Origin of the sequence: Methanotorris igneus Kol 5, assembly GCF_000214415.1 — an archaeon.
Taxonomy (GTDB): domain Archaea; phylum AGJL01; class Methanococci; order Methanococcales; family Methanococcaceae; genus Methanotorris; species Methanotorris igneus.
The window spans coordinates 1,545,716-1,565,355 of sequence record NC_015562.1 but is presented as its reverse complement, the minus strand read 5'-3'; the positions used below and the strand labels follow the sequence as shown (position 1 = coordinate 1,565,355).

General features: G+C 27.7%; 13 protein-coding genes and 2 pseudogenes. 6 read left to right on the top strand and 9 right to left on the bottom strand.

The genetic code is table 11. The annotated features are described in order from the left end of the window. The first annotated feature begins 7 nt into the window (after positions 1–7). A complete protein-coding gene (locus METIG_RS07715) occupies positions 8–1,765 on the top strand; it encodes a hypothetical protein (protein ID WP_013799654.1) in 1,758 nt (585 codons plus the stop codon). 2 nt (positions 1,766–1,767) lie between these two features. Here METIG_RS07715 and METIG_RS09765 read toward each other — a convergent pair. Continuing rightward, positions 1,768–1,884 (bottom strand): annotated as a pseudogene (locus METIG_RS09765) (glycosyltransferase family 4 protein); the annotation flags it as partial. A gap of 262 nt (positions 1,885–2,146) precedes the next feature. On the opposite strand from METIG_RS09765, the pseudogene METIG_RS07710 reads away from it, so the two are divergent. Continuing rightward, a pseudogene (locus METIG_RS07710) lies at positions 2,147–2,494 on the top strand (IS701 family transposase); the annotation flags it as partial. A gap of 256 nt (positions 2,495–2,750) precedes the next feature. Here the strand turns inward: METIG_RS07710 and METIG_RS07705 are convergent. The 8 genes from METIG_RS07705 to METIG_RS07670 form a co-directional block, all read right to left on the bottom strand. After that, entirely contained in the window at positions 2,751–3,908 is a 1,158-nt protein-coding gene (locus tag METIG_RS07705; RefSeq protein WP_013799652.1) for a glycosyltransferase family 9 protein, read from the bottom strand. 9 nt (positions 3,909–3,917) lie between these two features. Continuing rightward, positions 3,918–5,042 carry a glycosyltransferase family 4 protein gene (locus tag METIG_RS07700; RefSeq protein ID WP_013799651.1) on the bottom strand — a complete coding sequence of 375 codons (1,125 nt, stop codon included), beginning with the start codon at positions 5,040–5,042 and terminating at the stop codon, positions 3,918–3,920. Positions 5,043–5,060: 18 nt separating this feature from the next. Continuing rightward, positions 5,061–6,134, bottom strand: coding sequence for a glycosyltransferase family 4 protein (locus METIG_RS07695; RefSeq protein ID WP_013799650.1), 1,074 nt, complete (start codon positions 6,132–6,134; stop codon positions 5,061–5,063). 4 nt (positions 6,135–6,138) lie between these two features. Further along, on the bottom strand, positions 6,139–6,837 hold the full coding sequence (locus tag METIG_RS07690; RefSeq protein WP_013799649.1) for a glycosyltransferase family 2 protein: 699 nt from the start codon (positions 6,835–6,837) through the stop codon (positions 6,139–6,141). 22 nt (positions 6,838–6,859) lie between these two features. Beyond that, positions 6,860–7,894 (bottom strand): GDP-mannose 4,6-dehydratase, encoded by a 1,035-nt coding sequence (gene gmd / locus METIG_RS07685; RefSeq protein WP_013799648.1) that lies wholly within the window; start codon positions 7,892–7,894, stop codon positions 6,860–6,862. A gap of 17 nt (positions 7,895–7,911) precedes the next feature. Then, on the bottom strand, positions 7,912–8,826 hold the full coding sequence (gene rfaD, locus METIG_RS07680; RefSeq protein WP_013799647.1) for an ADP-glyceromanno-heptose 6-epimerase: 915 nt from the start codon (positions 8,824–8,826) through the stop codon (positions 7,912–7,914). 20 nt (positions 8,827–8,846) lie between these two features. Continuing rightward, positions 8,847–10,256 carry a hypothetical protein gene (locus METIG_RS07675; protein ID WP_048055593.1) on the bottom strand — a complete coding sequence of 470 codons (1,410 nt, stop codon included), beginning with the start codon at positions 10,254–10,256 and terminating at the stop codon, positions 8,847–8,849. A 231-nt stretch (positions 10,257–10,487) separates the two neighbouring features. Continuing rightward, the gene (locus METIG_RS07670) at positions 10,488–13,886 is read right to left on the bottom strand and encodes a PKD domain-containing protein (protein WP_013799645.1); all 3,399 of its coding nucleotides are present in this window, start codon (positions 13,884–13,886) and stop codon (positions 10,488–10,490) included. Between the two features lie 285 nt (positions 13,887–14,171). Between METIG_RS07670 and METIG_RS07665 the strand changes: the two genes are divergently transcribed. Genes METIG_RS07665 through METIG_RS07650 form a run of 4 tightly spaced genes read left to right on the top strand, consistent with a single transcriptional unit; the run spans position 14,172 to position 19,088 of the window. After that, positions 14,172–15,899, top strand: a complete 1,728-nt coding sequence (locus METIG_RS07665; RefSeq protein WP_013799644.1) for a hypothetical protein — start codon at positions 14,172–14,174, stop codon at positions 15,897–15,899. Continuing rightward, complete coding sequence (locus METIG_RS07660; RefSeq protein WP_013799643.1) at positions 15,889–16,863, top strand: DUF4350 domain-containing protein; 975 nt, start codon at positions 15,889–15,891, stop codon at positions 16,861–16,863. Before METIG_RS07665 ends, METIG_RS07660 begins: the two co-directional genes overlap by 11 nt. Further along, complete coding sequence (locus METIG_RS07655; protein ID WP_013799642.1) at positions 16,860–17,789, top strand: AAA family ATPase; 930 nt, start codon at positions 16,860–16,862, stop codon at positions 17,787–17,789. The genes METIG_RS07660 and METIG_RS07655 overlap by 4 nt, the downstream gene beginning before the upstream one ends. Before the next feature lie 9 nt (positions 17,790–17,798). After that, complete coding sequence (locus tag METIG_RS07650; RefSeq protein ID WP_013799641.1) at positions 17,799–19,088, top strand: DUF58 domain-containing protein; 1,290 nt, start codon at positions 17,799–17,801, stop codon at positions 19,086–19,088. Positions 19,089–19,640 lie beyond the last annotated feature (552 nt).

Below are 19,640 nucleotides of genomic sequence, written 5' to 3'. Positions count from 1 at the left end.
GGATTTTATGAAAATAAATATATATTATAAAATTATATTGATCGTACTATTTACATGTGGATTATATATTAATATTATGACATTAGATTTTCAGTGTGATCCATTTATTCCATCTACTATAATCATGGCAGAAACATTTAGTGAATTTAATAACTATTATGACTCAGTTGACTTTATATCCAATAATGCAAAGTACTCAGCATGGCAAGGACATACAAAAGATTTTATTATATATGAGCCGTTATCTGGAATTATTAATTGTGTTATTTCTAAAGTAACAGGATTGAATACTTATTCTGTAAGTTATCTTATAATACCGTATTTTACATATTGTATCTTGCTATACCTAATATTTAATAAATTATATAATATATTTAGCAAATATTGTGAAATAAACAGTAAAATATACTCTATAATTGTATTTTTTGTACTGATGACTACAATTTATGCGTTTATATGTAAGTATGTAATTGGAAAATTTTATGTCATGGAATATCATGGTATTTTTTTGATTTATGTACTTACTATGTTTTATTTACTTCTAAAATATTTTGAAACAAATTATGTAGAAAATAAAAAAATACTTTTATTGATGGTTATTATATTTATAGCTAATTTATTTACGCATTATAATTTTACAATGACATTTACGGGTGGATTAATTATATTCATCATATCTCTTGAATTATTAAAATATTTGGGGATCAAATTTGATATAAAATTGCAATCAAAATTAAAAATTATCGCCCTAATTTTTATAATAGTATTAACACTTCAAAATTTCTACTTTATAAATTTGGGCAAATCAGGAGGGAATATGTTAGAGACCTTAGGGATTTTAATAAATACATTAATAGATAGAGTTGTAGGTATAAGTTCAGATTCGGGAATAATAACTAATAGTTCAGATTCGGGAATAATAACTAAACAAAGCGGATATATCTTTAGTCAACAGTGGATGTTTGTTAAAAAATGGTGGCATATATTGTTTGTAATTGTATCAGTGATTTTATTCTTATCTACTACAATAAAATGCTTAAATAATAAAGATAAAAAACTAAATATTAATCATATATTATATATATATATTTTAATAATTGGTATAGATGCAACTTGGATGTTTACTTACTTTATAAACTACGGAGGTAATTTATCATTTTATTTGCCAAATGGATGGATTTTGAATTCATTAATTTTAATACCAATATTTTATTTGCATAATTCTAAGGAAAAACTTTGGAAGAATATTGGTAAATTACTGTTGTTAACAAATATATTACTTACATTATTATTAGTATTGGATTCTTCATTTGAATTACATTATGTAGTTAGTGGGCATTCCCCATTTCCTTATCAGGTTAGAGAAGATACTAAAACATGTTCTAACTTTTTAATACATAATATAGATAATCAAGAAATTGTAGTTGGATCTTTAGAATCAAGTTCAGCATTGTATGGATTTATGTCAAGTGATTTAAAATCATTAGAGCATATTTTTCCAAAACCAGCTTTCTCATACTTCTTAATACCCGGTGTAAAATATCATAAAAGTGTTAGTGATATATATAAATCCATGAAAAAAGATCATGTTTCCAAGTTTATATTGACGGATTATGAAATTAACAGTGGTTTTTTTGGTGGATTAACAGTTGCTCCTTTAACCCCAAACGAAACTAAAGAATTAAAAAATTTATTAGAATTAAATGAAAATGTAGTATATGATTCTAAAATGGCAAGAGTTTATGATTTTAACTATGTTGATTGAAATTACTTCATATTATAAACTTCTTCATAAACTTTTAAATGTTCTTCTGCACATTTTTTCCAACTGAATAATTTAGCCCTTTCTAATCCTTTTTTAGAGAGTTCTTCTCTTAGTCCATCCTATCAGAATCCATTATTAAAAAAGTAAAATCTTAATAGAACTTTCGCAAGTATATTCAAATATTTAATTATAATCACTAAATTAAATATATCTATTGCAATCCTATACTATTATTTTGAATAACAAAAATTGTTTTGGGATAATATGCTAAAAAAGATGGGGTCTATCGTTTACATGCTTTTTATATTACTTTCAGAGGTTAATTCGTGTGTAGAGCTATCAAAAACGTTGTGTATTTTCGGAATATATTTTTGGAATAGATATGCTCCACTCGTCTGCCTTTCCAAAAACGGAAAGGCAGTATATTATATAACGAATAACCTATTTATGGATTTCGAAGAATTCCAAGAGGTCAGAAACGCCTCTTGGAGAATCGAAGAATTCCACAGAGGTGTTAAACAGTGCTGCAATATCGGAAATTTCTTCGTTAGAAAGAGACTTCCAATATTGGGGCATATCTCGTTAGCCATGAGAGCTTTTTTTATTTTAGAGAGGGTTAGAATTGATAAAAAGATTACTTGGTATGAGTTTAGAAGAGAACTAAACCGAATAGCCGTTGGGAATGCTATAATCTCTTTATGTAAAGAAGCTGGTTTATTGTTAATCTAAGTATTTAAATGTATTTGCGAAAGTCCTACAAATAAAACCACACCGCTCATTAAGTTTTAAAACCCCATACGAAGTATACTTCGAAAATACCAAATGTAATAAAGAGGTGATAACATGAACATGAACAACGAAATGATTTCAGGATACAACAGTTTTGCCAAAATACTATTTATTGGGCAATCATGGATGAACATGAGCGAATAAAATTACAATTAAAAATTTTTTAAATTTCCAATTCTGTAATTTAAATGGATTTTCAAATTTCATAATTTTCTCTTAATTTTTTATATGCTTCAAATACTATTTCAGGCCTTATATTTTTCATGCAAACATGTTCTTTTAATAAGCATTTAATGCTTTCACATGGATAATAAGGACAACTTTTATCTTGAAAAACAATTTTTTTTGATGTATATGGTTCCCATTCATGAAGATAATTTGTTCCAGAATATATTCCAATTAATGGTTTATTGAATGCTGCTCTTGCATGAACTGCAAAAGTATCAACACTTATTAATAAATTACATAAGTCAATTAATGCAAAATATTCTTTTAAGGATAATTCTCCTGCAATATTAAAAATTCTTTTATTATCTATATTTATATTTTTATTTATTATATAATAATCATTTTTTGAACCACCATATAAGATTATTATATTTTCATTTTCTTTAAGAATTAAGTTGTTTAATTCATTCCAATAATTAAATAACCAATTTTTACATTTATTCCCACTTATGGGATGACATAATATAATAAAATCTTTATCAAAATCTATGGAATTTAGTTTATTTTTTAAATTTTTATAATATTTTTCATCTATTTTTAGTTCTAATTTCCCACTATCAACGGGTAAATTCAACGCCCTTATGGCGTCCAAGGTTCTATCCACCGTATGTTTTGGTTTATTTTCCCAGATAATTTCTTTATTCAATAAAAAACCCAGTCCTTTACACCCATAACCAACAGAATATTTTCCAATTAATGATACTATAATATTATGAAGTGGATTTCCTCTTAAATCGAATACTAAATCGTATTTTTTGTAATATTTTATTATATATTTCAATATTTTCTTCCAGCTATCTCTATCATTTCGAGATAGCCATGGAGTATTTAAAATTTGGATAGCATCTATATATGGGATGCACTCTGCAACATCTTTTGTCATCTCCCTGCATAAGACTGTTATCTCAGAGTTTGGAAAGTTGTTTTTTAGATTTCTAAGGAACGAAGATAATAAAATCATGTCACCAATATGGTCTAATCTGATAACCAATATTTTTTTTATATTTTCTTTTTTAAATTTTTTTCTTTTTTTATAAAAAAATATACAATCTCCAATAAAATCTACTATTTTTATATATTTCATGTATCTTCCTAAATCTTTAGGATTTTTGTAAATTCTTTTCATTCTTTCCCCTCATTTCATATTATAAACTTCCTCATATACCTTCAAATGCTCTTCTGCACATTTTTTCCAAGAGAATAATTTAGCTCGCTCTAAACCTTTCTTAGATAATTCTTCTCTTAACCCATCATTAGTCAAAACATTATACATTTTATTTGCGAGCTCATCAACATCATACGGATTAACCATTATTCCAGCATCTCCAACAACCTCTGGTAATGAGGAGGTGTTAGAGGTTATAACTGGTGTTCCACATGCCATAGCCTCTAATGGTGGAAGCCCAAAACCTTCATAAAGAGAAGGATAGACGAATAAATCCGCTGCATTATACAATGCAGGTAAATCTTCATCTGGAACGTAGCCAGTGAATATCACATCCTTTTGTAAATTTAGTTTTTCTATGGTTTCGAAGATAGATTTGTATTTCCATCTTTTTTCTCCAGTTATAACTAATTTATGTTTTATTCCTTGTTTTTTAAGTTTATAGAACGCTTTTAATAGTGTTGGAATGTTTTTATTTGCAGATAATGCACCCACATATAAAATAACTGGATAATTTAAATTATATTTTCTTTTTATTTTATTTATTTCCTCTTCTTTTAGTGGTTTGTAGTTTTCATTTGCTGCTAAGTGAATAACTTTTATCTTATCTTCTGGAATTTTAAAATGTTTTATTAGATCTTTTTTTGTGTGGTATGAATCTGTTATTATTTTATCAGTAGTTTTTAAAATTAAAGGAAATATATATTTATATCTATAGTAATTTAGTTTAATAGATGTTTTAGGAAATATATATGGGATAATATCATGAACAGTAATTATCTTTTTTTGATATTTCAATTTAACAAATATTGGAATATTCTCTGGACTATGTATTATATCTAAATCCAACTTTTTTCTGTTTAAATAATAGTTTAAATATAGATGCCAGAAATAGAAAGGTTTTTTTGGAAATTTTTCAAATGGATTTTTTATGATAATTTTATTTAGTTCTGGAAACAAATTATTTTCTTTATAATTTATTAAATAAATTCTTCCTTTATCAATTTTTGAAAGTTCATTTATTAAGTTATAAACATAATTTCCTATCCCAGTTAATGGCCTATTTAATCTATCCGAAATAATTCCTATTTTCATTATGCACCTACCTTTAAATTAATTTTTATTTTTAATTACTGAACAAAAAACATCATAATATTCCTGAGAAATTTTGTCCCAGTTGTAATTTTGTAATGTTAATTTTTTGATATTTTCTTTCATTTTTCTATCTTTTTTAACTTTATCTAACATCTCTAATATTTTCTCCACATATGCATCTTCATTTAATGGTTCTACCAAAAATCCCGTTTTTCCATTTATTACGGCATCTCGTATTCCTTCTAAATCCGAAGCTATAACAGGAACTCCATGTGAGGATGCCTCCAATACTACAATTCCAAAACCTTCCATATCTCCATCAACTGGAATATTCGGCATTATAAAGATATCCGCAATATTATAAAGTAGCTCTAAATCATCATCACTTACTTTTCCAAGTAACTTAACATAGTCTTCTAATCCTTTAGAAAGTATGATATTCTCAATAGTTTCTCTATAGGGTCCATCCCCTGCAATAACATATGTGATGTTCTTTTCTTTTTTAATAAGTTTAGGAATTACATTTTCAACAAACCAATGAATTCCTTTTCGCTCTACTAAACGACCAACTGATAATAATATATACTTATGTTCATCAATATTAAATTTGGAGTATGCTTTTTCGTCCATATGATCATTAGGGTCTTTTCCATTTATTCCTATAAGAATAACTTTACACTTATCTGGTGAAACGCCTCTTCTTATACATTCTTTTTTTGTTGCATTGCTTATGCAGATCACTTTATCAGCCATATTTACAAATCTTGGAATAATTAATTGGTATATTTTATTTGAAAAGGTTATATCAAGACCATGAACTTTAATAACAACAGGTTTTTTTAATATCAATTTAATAATCGGGATTATTGGAGAAAGATAAGCATCGCTTAAAAATACAACTTCTATATTCTTTCTATTCAAAACTGCTTTAAATACGGCATAAATATGAAATAATGGAGAGTACTTTCCAAACTTATTTGGAATAACTTCAATATCCATCAAATTTTTTAAATTCTGAATTAGTTCATAATTAAGCCGTTCTGCACCACCGACCTGTGGAGGATAATTTCTTGCAATAAATAATATATTCATAATTTCACCTTCTAATCCACGCCCTCAACATCACAGGAAATGCTGTAAATGGATACTTCAAAACCTTTAAACGAGAAACTCCATGCATTCTTTTTTCAAACACTATTGGAACTTCTTTATATCTCAAACCTTTTTTACCTGCCCTTATTATTATTTCCTGATGAATGCCCCACCTATCTGCCTTTAAATCTAATTGTTTAGCAGAATATTTGCTGACAGCCACTAAACCACTTTGAGCATCAGTAGTTGGTAATCCAGACATGAGTCTTGTTACATAGGTAGAAATTTGATTACATAGTATCCTAATTCTATAGTTAATATTTGCTCCTTCTTTATACTCCCCCAAAAATCTTGAACCTACAACTATGTCAGCTTCATCATTTATTATTGGTTTACATACTGGGAGAATGTCTTCTTTTCTATACTGTCCATCAGCATCAAATATAAAGCAAATATCATAAGGTGAATTTATAAAATATCTAAACCCCTCCCTAATAGCTGCACCTTTTCCCCTATTTTTTTCAAATCTTATAACTTCTGCACCACATTCCTTAGCATATTTTGAAGTATTATCTGTTGAACCATCATCTACAACTAAAATTCCATCTGCAATGTCTTTAATATTCTCAATTACAGTCTTAATGGATTTTTCTTCATTGTATGCTGGAATTAATGCTAAGAGTTTTTTTCCTTTTTTATCCATATTTATCCCAAATTTTGTTTATTTAAATAATTTCCTTATTTTCAATTCTTTTTAAGTCTGCTTTTACCATCATCTCAACCAGTTCATCAAATTTAACCTTAGGTTCCCATCCAAGTTCTTTCTTAGCCTTTGAATAATCTCCAACCAATATATCAACTTCTGCAGGTCTGAAGTATTTTGGATTGACCTTGACTAAAACTTCTCCAGTATCAGCATTTTTTCCTACTTCTTTAACCCCTTTCCCTTCCCACTCTATTTCGATATCTACAACTTTAAATGCCTTTTCTACAAACTCTCTAACAGAATGTGTTTCTCCAGTAGCTAAAACAAAATCATCCGGCTTATGATGTTGTAATATTAACCACATTCCATAAACATAATCTCCAGCAAACCCCCAGTCTCTTTTTGCATTTAGATTACCTAATTCAATGTACTTTTGTAATCCATAATATATCTTCGCAACACCTAATGAGATTTTTCTTGTTACAAATTCAGGACCTCTCATAGGACTTTCATGATTAAACAAAATTCCATTACACATAAACAAACCATAACTTTCCCTATAATTTTTAACGGTCCAAAATCCGGCTAATTTAGAAACTGCATATGGACTTCTTGGGTAAAATGGTGTAGTTTCTTTTTGAGGAATTTCTTGAACTTTTCCATATAGTTCAGAAGTCGCTGCAAAATATAATTTTGACTCTGGAGAATATTCCTTTATAGCATTAACAACGTTTAATGTTCCTCCAATATTTACATCATAAGTGTATTTAGGATTCTCAAAAGAGAAACCAACAAAACTTTGTGCCGCTAAATGATAAACTTCATCTGGTTTAAGTTCTTTTATTGTTCTATCGATAAATGTACTATCAGTAACATCCCCCCAGTGTATGTTTATTTGTTCTTTTTCCTCTTTAGAGAGATGTTCTAAATTACCTAAGGACTTTTTACTATTTCTCCTTACAATACCATGTACTTCATAACCTTTTTCTAATAACAGTTTTGTTAAATAATATCCATCCTGTCCAGTAATTCCAGTAATTAATGCTACTTTCATATTTTCACCTAGATATTTTATATGTAATTATTTTTCTTTAGCCATTCGACATAATCTTTAACAGCGTCTTCAAAAGTCCATTTTGGTTTGTATCCAAGATACTTTTTAGCCTTCGTTAGATCAGCTTCTGTATGGTTTTGGTAAAATTCTTCATATGGATTATCAATATATTCAGGTTCATATTCAAATCCTAAAATACTATTTAAAACTTCAATAATATGGTTAAAACTTACAGCTCTTCCAGTGCCAGCATTTACTATGCAACTTTCTTTAGCTTTCATAGCAAGTAAGTTTATATTTACAATATCCTTTACGTAAACTTGATCTCTTTTTTGTTCCCCCCACTTAAAAATTCTTGGTCTTTTTCCTTCTAACATCTGTTTCATCAATTGCCAAACCATAGAAGCCATTTTACCTTTAAATTGCTCTCTTGGTCCAAATACGTTAAAATACCTTAAACCTACTATATGAGCATCAGGATATTTTTCCATGCACCTCTTTGCTATACAATCACATATCCACTTTGAAAAACCATAAATATTATTTGGCTTTCCAGCATCTTCCTCTTTTTGAGGTGCTGGAGCATTTCCATAAGTAGCAGCTGAAGAAGCGTAGATAAATGTTGTATTGTTTTCAATAGCAAAATTTAAGAATCTTTTAAACCCTTCTGTATTTATTTTCATCATAAGTCTTTGATCAGATACAGTTGTATCGGTTATCGCAGCTTGATGGAATATTACATCCACATCCTTAAATTGATTTAAATCTACATCTAAAATACTTTCAGAAATTATATCCCCTTCAAAACCTATAAGATTCTTAAAATGCCCAGAAAAAAAATCATCTAAAACTACCACCTCATAATTTTTTTGCAATGTTAGAGCAAGATTAGAACCTATAAAACCAGCCCCTCCAGTTATTAAAACTTTCATTTTATCCCTCAAAGAAGTTCTTAGATGAATCCAAATATCATTTTTATTATCAATAGAATTATATTGAAAAATACAACAAAAGTGTTTCTTATATTATCAAATATTGAAGATTTATCATCATTTAAATTTAACTCTTTTATAGCATAATACCCCCCTTTATTTATCTTTATTATAACTTCCCCTTCATCAATTGTATATGGAACATTAATCCAAGAATTTAAAGACTTATCATAGTATAAAACACTAATATTTTTATTTTTTATTTTGATTCTTAATTCTAAAGGTTTTGAAAATTCAGCATCTTCTGGTGTTATTAAGTAAGAAATTGTAGTATTTGGGATAGGCACTTCTTCTATATTTATCTCTCCCTCTTTACTTATTTTTGTTCCATCTTCTATTATTAAAGTAGCATTTCCTACTTTTTTTATAACTGTTCCATAAACAATGTTTTCTTGATTATTATTTTTTTCTGTTTTTTTCTCACTTATAATCTCTTTAATTTCATTAGTATTTTTATTAGATTGTTCTTCTTTATTTTCACTAATTTTATTATAAGTATAAATCAATTTTAATATAACTTCATTTTTATTATTAAATTTATCCTCAGCTTCTATTTTTAATTCATTTTCACCGGGATTTAAATATAACGTCCCAAATAAGTGATTATCTTCTTTTTTGTATTTAATTTCTTTTCCATTTAAATAGATTTTTACAGAATAAGATGATTTATCCTCTACAATAATATCAAAATCTACTTTATCGGTATTAAATTCCCTTTTACTTGGAGAAAGAACAATAATTTTTGGAGGCTCTTTATCCAGAACTTTATCTGTAGTAGTGGTGTTATCAGTTACTGTTGTAGGCGGGGTTGGAGTATCTCCCCCAATTAAAACATCCCTACTAACCCCCCCAATATTCAAATGAACAACAGTTCCTTCTGGAATGTTGTTTGCCTTATAGGAATATTTAAAATTCCCATTCTCATCAGCCTTTATGGTTGTAGAGGCTATGATTTTTAATTTTACAGGTTTTGATGGATCCTTAATTGTTCCTCCAATTTCCATGTCATAAGTCCCAGCAGGCACATTTGATTTGGAAATTACTGCTATTCCATCGCTATTTGCAGTTGCACTCTTTGTAACCCATATACCCATTTTTATATTTATATATAATCTATCTACGTTTTCCCCAATAACTTTAAATGCATTAGGGGTTGATGGAATTTCAACATTATACATTTTATGTAAGAAGTATGGTTGGATTACTATTGAAGGACTAATTTCAAACCATGCCTGACAGTTTATGTCCTCATTAGGATTTGCCTTTCCAGTTATTGTTATAATATCTCCTACTTTTGGATTTGATGGGGTTATTTTAACATCTGAGACTGCATAAACCGATGAGATTAATAAAAGTATTAGGCACGACATTAAAATTTTCTTAATAGAAACCACCCCTTGTTTTATATTACATAGTTAACCTTATGAATTTATTAATTTTTATTTTTTATATACTTTCAGATATTTTAAAAATTGGAATGTATGGATCATACCAATATTGGAATTAAATAAAAAATGATGTTAAAAATAAAAAAATTAAATGAAACAAATAATTTCAAGAATTATATTTTCTTCAATTAAATATTAAAAAATTAAAAGAATTTATTGCTGTTCAATTGCAACAATCTTTTTATCTACTGTATCGTAGGCTATTCCTATGGTGTATGAATTTGGAATATCTCTTATTTCCAATGAAGTTGTATTGGATGTTGTAGGAGCACTATATAGTGCAGATGCTGTTCCATTGAATATTTTTTCAATTATATCAAGTATTTTAGAAGCGTTTAATGTTATAAAGTCACTGTTTTCTATTACTGTTTCAGAACCACTACTTCCAACTACTGATACATTGAATAATACATCGTTTGGATTAGTTCCCTCTATTTTTAACTCTATTCCAACATTGCGGTCTATGGACATTATTCCATATCTTATCTTGTTATTTGGGTTACCGCTTAGTGATATTGTATAGTTGGTTTGGTTTATTCCACTGGTTGTATTTGTTAATGTCATATTATACTTACACGCTATAAATCCACCTACTGCAAGGATTTTCACATTATCTGCGTCACTTGCAACTCCATTTCCTTCTGTAATTATTACTGTTGTATATCCTGTGAAATCACTTGCAGGTACTGTCCAGGTTGCTTTGTCATTGGATACTGTTTGAGTACAATTGTATGTGGAGTATTGGTTCTTTTCTATTATTCCAATTAAATCCGTGGCATCTCCATTATTTAGTAAGGCCCTTAGAGCATTTCTTAGTCCATTTCTATCGTTTATTATGGACATTGTTACATTTTTACCATTCATTTCTGGATTGTTGTAGGTTATTGTAATAGTATCTCCACTGTATGCTATGACATTGAAATTATTCATAGCTTCAATTATTGATTTTACACTTGCATTGTCTTTAAAGTATATTTCTATACCTTTACTTATATCTTTTTTATCTACAACATTTACACTTGCAGTTATTGTAGGCAAATTAATGGTTTTTGCTCCTGCAATGGTTAGTGTGTTAGCATCTTGTCCCATAAATTTAACAGTTTTTCCATTTGCTATTATTGTTATTGCAGGTTTTTCTACTACTGGTTGAGCAACTGAAACTGAGATTACAGATGAAACTTCATAAACTCCATCTGATACAGTTAATGTGATATCGTATGTTCCATCTACTGGGTAAGTTATATTTACTACTTTTCCATTGTCAATATATGTTACAGTTTCATTTCCTGGTATTTCCCATTTGAATGTTAAATTTTTACCTTCTGGATCGTATGATTCTGATGCATTTATTAAGACATTCAATCCATTTATAAGTTCTGTATAGACTATTACTGGAGGTTGATTTACTTCTCCCATATTTAATGTAATCTCTAATAATGGGTCATCCTTCATGAATAAGATTACCAATCCATTGTTTGCATCATAGATATAATAGTTACGCTGAGCTCCGCTTCCATCATACTCTGGAATTGCACTTCCATTTTTGACAATTTTATCAACTGAGTTATTACCTACCGGTATTGCTATTACAACGTATGAGTTGTTGATAGTGTCGTTAAAGCTGATATCCGTATGCAATGTTAATTTATTGGCATCTTCATTTATTGATATATTTTTAATATCAACTGAAACATCTTTTACATCCTTACTTGCAACGAGGATAGGTTTTATAAGGTCTTCTGTTATTATTGATGTATTTTTAATTTTATCAGCTCTGGTAAGTACATCATTTATATTTTCTAAATTAATTGTTATATTTTCCACTACTGATGTGTCTGAAGTATTTGTTGTTGGAATTGCAAAGGTTATTGATTTGTTTCCAACTACTGTTTTTATTTCAAATTCATTGGATTTTGAATCGTTTATCTCAATACTTGTATTGGTTACAGTAGTTGTGTTTACAACTTGTAATGAGACATTTTTACCTGATGTGGTAGCTTTTGTTTCTACCTTTGGAATTGAAATTTCACATACAACTGTTTTATTTATTTCGCTGTGACCACTTAATGCAAATGTAATTTTTGCATCGTAGGTTCTTCCGGGTATTAATGCTGAACTATTGGTTATGGTGTAGTTTATAATTTTATCTTGATGTCCAGGAATTGTTAAATCCCCACTTGCTGAAACTGTAAGGTTACCTGTTGTGATATTAATCAGTGATATACTGGTGTTTTGATAGTTTGTTATAGTTATAGGAATAACTTCATTTACGCCACCACTGACGATTTTTGATATATATTCAGGATTTACATTAAAGTACATTAGATTTACATCTTCTGATTTACTGACTTTCTGATCTGCATCATCATAAACTTCCAATGTTACAATATATTTTCCTTGTAAGATATATGTTTTTGATAAATTTTCAACAACTTCAGTTCCTGATATATTTTTGGTTAGTGTTGTTCCATCACCGTACTTCAATACAATCTTTTTTAGTCCTTCTTTATCTGTAACTTTTATGTTAAATGTTACCTTTAATCCGTCAGTAACAATTTTGAACTCTTTTATTTCTGGTTTTTCATTTATTTTTGGAGCTGGTGTAATGCCTCTTCCACCTCTTCTGGTGGGCTCTGCAACGGTCGTTGAAGTTATACCTAATTTATAGGCAATGTCTGATATAATCTCAGATACGTCAGAAGTGTCGCTGGATATTACAATACCTGACGCAAATGTAGATATTTTAGAAATTAATGACTTCAAAACATCTTCTTTCTTTTCAGGAATTGGAACTACTCCAGATACATCTCCTTTAACAAAACTTACTATTGCATCTAAAATTGGATTATTTGATTTTTCAGCATAAGTAACTGCAACTTTCTTATTTTCAATGTCTGGATTTATCTTTGGAGCATAAGCTAAGGCAGTTTTTATTATCTCATCATCTTTACCTGCAGCAATAAGGATATTCTTGGCTTTAATATCTCTAACAACTTTATTAGGAACTTTTTTACCAAGAATTATAACATTTTCAGGACTTACTTTAACTTCTTTTAAAGCTTCTATTACTTTATCATCCCTATTTAATCCATAGTAAAGAACAGGGGAATCAAATGAAACAGCCACTGGAGTTATTTTCTCATTGAATCCTTCAGCAATAATAATATTCTTAGTAAGTTCTGGCCTTTTTTTAATTAAATCATTAAAGACAGCAATAGACGTTTCTATTCTTGTATCCCCATAAATTCTTTTAGTTTTTACCCCCATTTTCTTTAATTGACTTTCTACTTCATTACTTACAGCCACAGGACCCCCAACAATTATAACTTTATCCACTTGATATCTTTCAAGATCCATTTTAACTGTATCTGATAGTGAATCTTTTTGTGTGTAAAATATCTTATAACCAAGAGCTTTAGCGTAAGGAGCTGCTACAATGGCATCTGCTGGAGTGGAAACTATTACAGCCACTACTTCATTCTCTTCAGCAAAACCTATCGGAACTGCTCCAAGTATTATAAATATTGAAACTAATATAGCATACAGCCTCATATACAATCACCAAATATAAATTAGTTACATTATAGTATATTAATGTAATCCAAATATTTATATATTTTTTGGGTGTTGAATACAAATTCTAAGTAATTTCTACATGAATACTTCTATTAATTAAAATCTTAATTAAAACAATGCTAAGAGCAAATATAAAAATAATTATCTAAATTTAAAGGTGTATGCTTTAGTTAGGTAGTTTATTAGGTTATGAACTTTCATATTCAACATAGATATAATCCATATTTAAATATTACTAAAATAAAAAAACGGTGAAGAGTTATGACTTTAATGAACAAAAACTACAACATTGCAATACTCTTTATTTTTATATTATTTATGATGCCAAAAAGTTATTGTAATAATTTAACGGCCTATCACTATTTTCAAGGGATGATTGATGAGAGTAATGATAAGTTAGAGGCTCTACTAAACGGTGAAAATACCACCCCTATACAAGCGAATATTTTCAATGTATCGGAAGATTTAAAAGAATATGAGATAAATGTTACCTTACTCAACATATCCCCTACTTTTAAAGAATTTTACATAGCAACCAATAATATAATTATAAATTATAATAAAATGATTAAATATAGAAATGTATCAAATCTTAATGATTATGTAATATTCAAAATATCACTAAAAAATGCAAAAAACAATTTAGAACTTTTGAATCACTCCATACAAAAGATAGATAATATTACGTTAAAATATGAAAATAAATCATTAAAATTTAATACAGAAAATATTAAAAAAACAATAAATGAATTAAATAGTGAATTAAACATATATGTTAAAAAATTAGACTATATTAACCCAAGAGGATTTTTTATCTATTCCAATAAAGAAACTGCATTTTTAAACTCAAATATAACTATTTATGGCTATATAGACACTAAAAAACCAATAAACATTACAATTTTTTATGACAATACTCCGTATACAATAGAAAGTATAAACGGTATGTTTTCAAAAAATTTTACAATAAATAGAACTGGTAATCATACATTTTATGCAAAATATGACAGTAGAACATCAAACATTATAAAAATAAAGTGTATCAAAATTCCAACGTATTTCGATATAAAATACAATAAGGAAGAGTACATACTATCTCCAGCAAAGGTTGAAGTCCATTTATACGATTATTATAAAAATGAAATAAACGCTTCTATTTATGTAAATTATCAAAATAAAACTTTAGAACTAAAAGCTCCTTGTACATTATATATAAAAGGAACTTCTGAAAGAATATTGCCCATTGAATTTACCTTTCTTGGAAATAGCCTATATTCTTCTACAAAAAAGGTAATTTATATAAATTTTACAAAGATTCCCACCTACATTAACGCAAGATATGAACATAATAAAATTGTAGGAACCCTTACAGATTTTAATGGGAACAAATTAAATAATAAAAGTATTTACTTAATTGTTAATAATAAAACCTACTCTATAACAAAAACTTATAATGGATCATTTGAATTTTTATTTACTAAAGATATTCCTAAGGAATGTAAGGTAGTATTTAAAGGAGATTCAATATATAAACCTTCAGAAAAAATCGTAAGAAGAAATCTTCTTTTTGGACTTATTGCTCATGAGAATTACAATATGGCAATATTTATTTTTATAATATCTATTATTATATCAATAGCAATCACAATAAAAATAAAGTCTAAAAATAATGACCTACAAGATAAAAAAAGTAAAGAAAAAAGAAAAACGGAAAAGGAAGATATTTACGATATTTTTATTAAACTTATAGAAAATAAAAAATATTTTGAAGGAATTGTAAAAACTTACAATATATTTATCAAAATCCTCGGAGCTCCAAAGTATCTCACTCCAAGAGAGATATGTAAAACTTATAAGATAGTAGGTTTAGAGAAAATAACAAAAATATTTGAAAAAGTTTATTATGGAAATAAAAAACCTAAAAGAAAAGATATTAATGAATATAGGAGATACTTCAAATCCCTTAGAGGTGTAACTAATGAAGATTGAACATTATATTCTACTCCTAATCATCCTAATAGGATTTTTAACACTCCCTTTATCAATTCCATTAATTAAAACTAAACAACCTTTTAGTGTATTTAATACAGAAAATAATGGATGCTCAAAATTCTTTAAAGAGTTATATAAAAACAATAAAGTAAAACCTATTTTATTTCCATATAAAAATTTAAAGGATAATTCCATATTATTTATAATTTCCCCCGATGTTGATTTTACTAAAGAAGAAGGAGAAGTAATAAAGAATTATATAAGAAGGGGGAATATTTTGGTTTTAGTTGATAATTTTAATAAAGGAAATTCACTTTTACAATATTTAAATTTATCGAATAGATTTTCAAATAAACCTCTTTATGATATTGTAAGTCCATATGTCGTTATTAACACCTCCTATTATAAGGGGTACATTTTAATAGAAAATCCTACATCTATCAGTGGTAGTGGAACAGTAATTTTATACTCAAGTTTAGCTAGTAAAGTTGGAGATTACCCAAAACCGGGAGATGAGGGAAAGTATCCCTTAATATTAGAGAAAAATTATGGAAACGGGAAAATTGTATTAATTTCTGATCCTGATATATTTAAAAATTCCCTGTTTAAGCATAATAAAGGATTTCTTTTATCTTACTTTAACTATTCAAATAAAATTATTTATGTTGATGAAATACATCATTCAGACGTAAATCCTCAGAACCTAATGACAATAACCATAAGTAGAAATATAAGTCCAAATAGTTTGATATTTTTAGGATTTGTTTTTTTATTAATATTTATAATAGTTGAAAACTTAGAATTCATAATTAAAAAAGTTCTTTCTAATCCAATTATTAAAAAAATATCACACAGTGTAGGAAAAAAAGAAGAATATTCTATATCTTATTTTATTAAAAAATATAATGTAAATGAAAGAATTGTTAAAGAGATAATAAATAAAATTAAGGTGGAAGAATGAATGCCTTTGAGATGATAAAAAAAGAAATAAAAAAAAATATAATTGGGTTAGACGATATAATTAGAGATTTATTTGTTTGCTTAGTTTCTGAGGGCCATATATTGTTAGAGGGGGCCCCTGGACTGGCTAAAACTACTTTAGCTAAAAGTTTTGCAGAATCCCTAAATCTAAAATTTTCAAGAATCCAAGGATGTCCAGATCTTTTACCTTCAGATTTAACTGGAGGAGAAATTTACAGACTACAATCTGGAACTTTTGAATTTATAGAAGGGCCCATATTTGCAAACATTGTTTTGGTTGATGAAATAAATAGAATGTCTCCAAAAACTCAATCTGGTTTATTAGAAGCTATGGAAGAAAGAACCGTAACTATTGGTAGGAAAACCTACAGCCTTCCAAGACCTTTCATTGTTATAGCCACACAAAACCCCGTAGAGTTTGAAGGTACTTATCCTCTTTCTACAGCACAGATTGATAGATTTATGATGAAAATAAATATGAATTATTTGAGTGAAGAAGAAGAGTTTGAAGTTTTGAAGATGAAACTCCATAATGGAGGAGATGAAATAAAACCAGTTGTGGATAAAGAAATGTTAAACAACATAATTAAGGAAATAACTAATATTCATGTTTCATTGCCTATTCTAAAGTATATAAAAGACATAATAGTGAAAACGAGAAAAGATGAAAGACTAATATTGGGAGCAAGTACAAGGGCAGGAATACATTTGCTGAAAGTTGCTAAGGTTTATGCTTATTTGGATAATAGAACTTACGTAATTCCAGATGATGTAAAAAATAATGTTGTTAAGGTTTTATCCCATAGGTTGATTGTAGATTATGAAGAAGAGAGCTCTGCAGAAGAAATCTTAAAAGACATACTGAAAGATGTAGAAGTTCCAAAGGGAGATTTTAGATTTCATTGAGGGACAAAAATGAAGGTGAAAAATAGGGATCTTTTGATATTAGTGAGTTTGTATTTTTATGGAAGTGGTTATGTTATTGGAAATATTACACCAGTGTTAATTGGGGGAATTATCTTAATATATTTATATTTATCAGACAGTATATTTAAAAAACGTATAGAAGAGTTTTATAGTAAGGAGGTTAAAGTAGAGAGTAATGAACTTAAAGAACATGAAACATCAAAAATATTTATAAAATTTTATTCTAAAGGTTTAATACTAAAATTTAACTTTTTTTCTAATGAAGGAAAAGTGGAAATTTTAGAAGAAAGAGAGGAAAAAGATTATAAAGAATACATCTTGGAGATAACTCCACAGAAAAAGGGAGATTTCATTTTAAAAGTCAGTGGAGAAATATTTGATAGAGTGGAATTGAATAAAGTTTTTTACAAAAATTCGTTTAAATTTAAAGTACTACCTTCAGTTAAAAGCTTAGTATCAGAGTTAGAGAAAGGAGAGAGTTTAAGTTCAACTCTTAGATTTTATGTAGAACCTGAGATTAACGAACTAAAAAGATATGAAATAGGAGACGATATTAGAAGAATCGATTGGAAAAAATCTCTTATGTCAAATGAATTGATTGTTAGGAAAGTTTTGTATAAAGAAAAGAGCCCCATCTATTATTTATTAGATGCTGGATACAGTATGAGAAAATGTGTGAATAAAAAAAGAAGCAAAATAGGATATGCATTAGATATATTAATAAGTTTTTTGAAGAGTAAAAATATTGAAAATGATGAGTATATTTTTATCTATGATGAGTTTAAGGTTAGAGATATTATTTTTGTAAGAAAAACTAAAGTTGAGGATATTATAAATCGTCTAATCATAGAGCCTATAAAAATAGAAAGATACATTCCTTCTGAGATTACTATAGAAGGAGGTAGTAGGGATTTAATAATATATAAGTACCTATCAAAAGGAAAAAAATTTGGGATACTAAACTGTGTTCAGCACTTATTAAAAATGATTCCTGGAGTTGTTATAATAATCACTGACTTAGATTCAAACATCTCTCCATTAATAAAAGGAGTAAGATTACTGAATAGAAAAGGTTTTAGAGTAATAATATTCTCCCTATATTCTCCATCTTTTAATATCGATAAAATTGATGAAGAATTGTTAAAAAAACTCTATGAACATTATATAAGTAGGAAAAAAATTATAGAGAATCTTAGGAGATGTGGAGCTTTAGTAATAGATATTTCTTATAGTGATAAAATAAACAAAATAATAAAAAGGATGAGAAGGAGATTATAATGAGAACTGTCTTGTTATTTATTATAGGTCTATTATTTACCAATATAAAAAATGTAATCTTCATTTTAGCCCTTACAATCTTATCCTTGATATTAAGTTATTTTAAAAGATTCTATGGTCTACTGTTATATTCAATAACACTGATCTATCTTGTAAATCAGTTGGTTTTAGAAAATTTATTTTCCGTAAATGGATTTTATGCTATTATTTTCCTTATACTTCCTTCCTTTCTTTTTTTAGACACTCTCATACAAAGAAATATACAATTTAATGAAAAATACCCTATTTATTTAATCCCATTGATATCTGCCATACTTGGTTTTTATAACATATCCACTTTTCTATATACTGTCCTACTCTTTTATACATTATATGAAAGATTTAGATATTTAGATAAAGTTTTAATAGTTAAAATCTTTTTCCTGTTTATAACTCCAATAATCGCTCTCTATATATTCTACCTTCTTTTTCTAAATATTTTTAATAGTGGGGTCTCACAATGTTCAGTTCTCATTAGTATTTCTGGAATTTTATTAATAATCTATAAAATAA

What these genes read in the sequence shown, in the direction of transcription:
- METIG_RS07715 (WP_013799654.1), top strand. Translation starts at nt 8, where the DNA reads ATGAAAATAAATATATATTATAAAATTATATTGATCGTACTATTTACA.
- METIG_RS07705 (WP_013799652.1), bottom strand. Translation starts at nt 3,908, where the DNA reads ATGAAAAGAATTTACAAAAATCCTAAAGATTTAGGAAGATACATGAAA.
- METIG_RS07700 (WP_013799651.1), bottom strand. Translation starts at nt 5,042, where the DNA reads ATGAAAATAGGAATTATTTCGGATAGATTAAATAGGCCATTAACTGGG.
- METIG_RS07695 (WP_013799650.1), bottom strand. Translation starts at nt 6,134, where the DNA reads ATGAATATATTATTTATTGCAAGAAATTATCCTCCACAGGTCGGTGGT.
- METIG_RS07690 (WP_013799649.1), bottom strand. Translation starts at nt 6,837, where the DNA reads ATGGATAAAAAAGGAAAAAAACTCTTAGCATTAATTCCAGCATACAAT.
- gmd (WP_013799648.1), bottom strand. Translation starts at nt 7,894, where the DNA reads ATGAAAGTAGCATTAATTACTGGAATTACTGGACAGGATGGATATTAT.
- rfaD (WP_013799647.1), bottom strand. Translation starts at nt 8,826, where the DNA reads ATGAAAGTTTTAATAACTGGAGGGGCTGGTTTTATAGGTTCTAATCTT.
- METIG_RS07675 (WP_048055593.1), bottom strand. Translation starts at nt 10,256, where the DNA reads ATGTCGTGCCTAATACTTTTATTAATCTCATCGGTTTATGCAGTCTCA.
- METIG_RS07670 (WP_013799645.1), bottom strand. Translation starts at nt 13,886, where the DNA reads ATGAGGCTGTATGCTATATTAGTTTCAATATTTATAATACTTGGAGCA.
- METIG_RS07665 (WP_013799644.1), top strand. Translation starts at nt 14,172, where the DNA reads ATGACTTTAATGAACAAAAACTACAACATTGCAATACTCTTTATTTTT.
- METIG_RS07660 (WP_013799643.1), top strand. Translation starts at nt 15,889, where the DNA reads ATGAAGATTGAACATTATATTCTACTCCTAATCATCCTAATAGGATTT.
- METIG_RS07655 (WP_013799642.1), top strand. Translation starts at nt 16,860, where the DNA reads ATGAATGCCTTTGAGATGATAAAAAAAGAAATAAAAAAAAATATAATT.
- METIG_RS07650 (WP_013799641.1), top strand. Translation starts at nt 17,799, where the DNA reads ATGAAGGTGAAAAATAGGGATCTTTTGATATTAGTGAGTTTGTATTTT.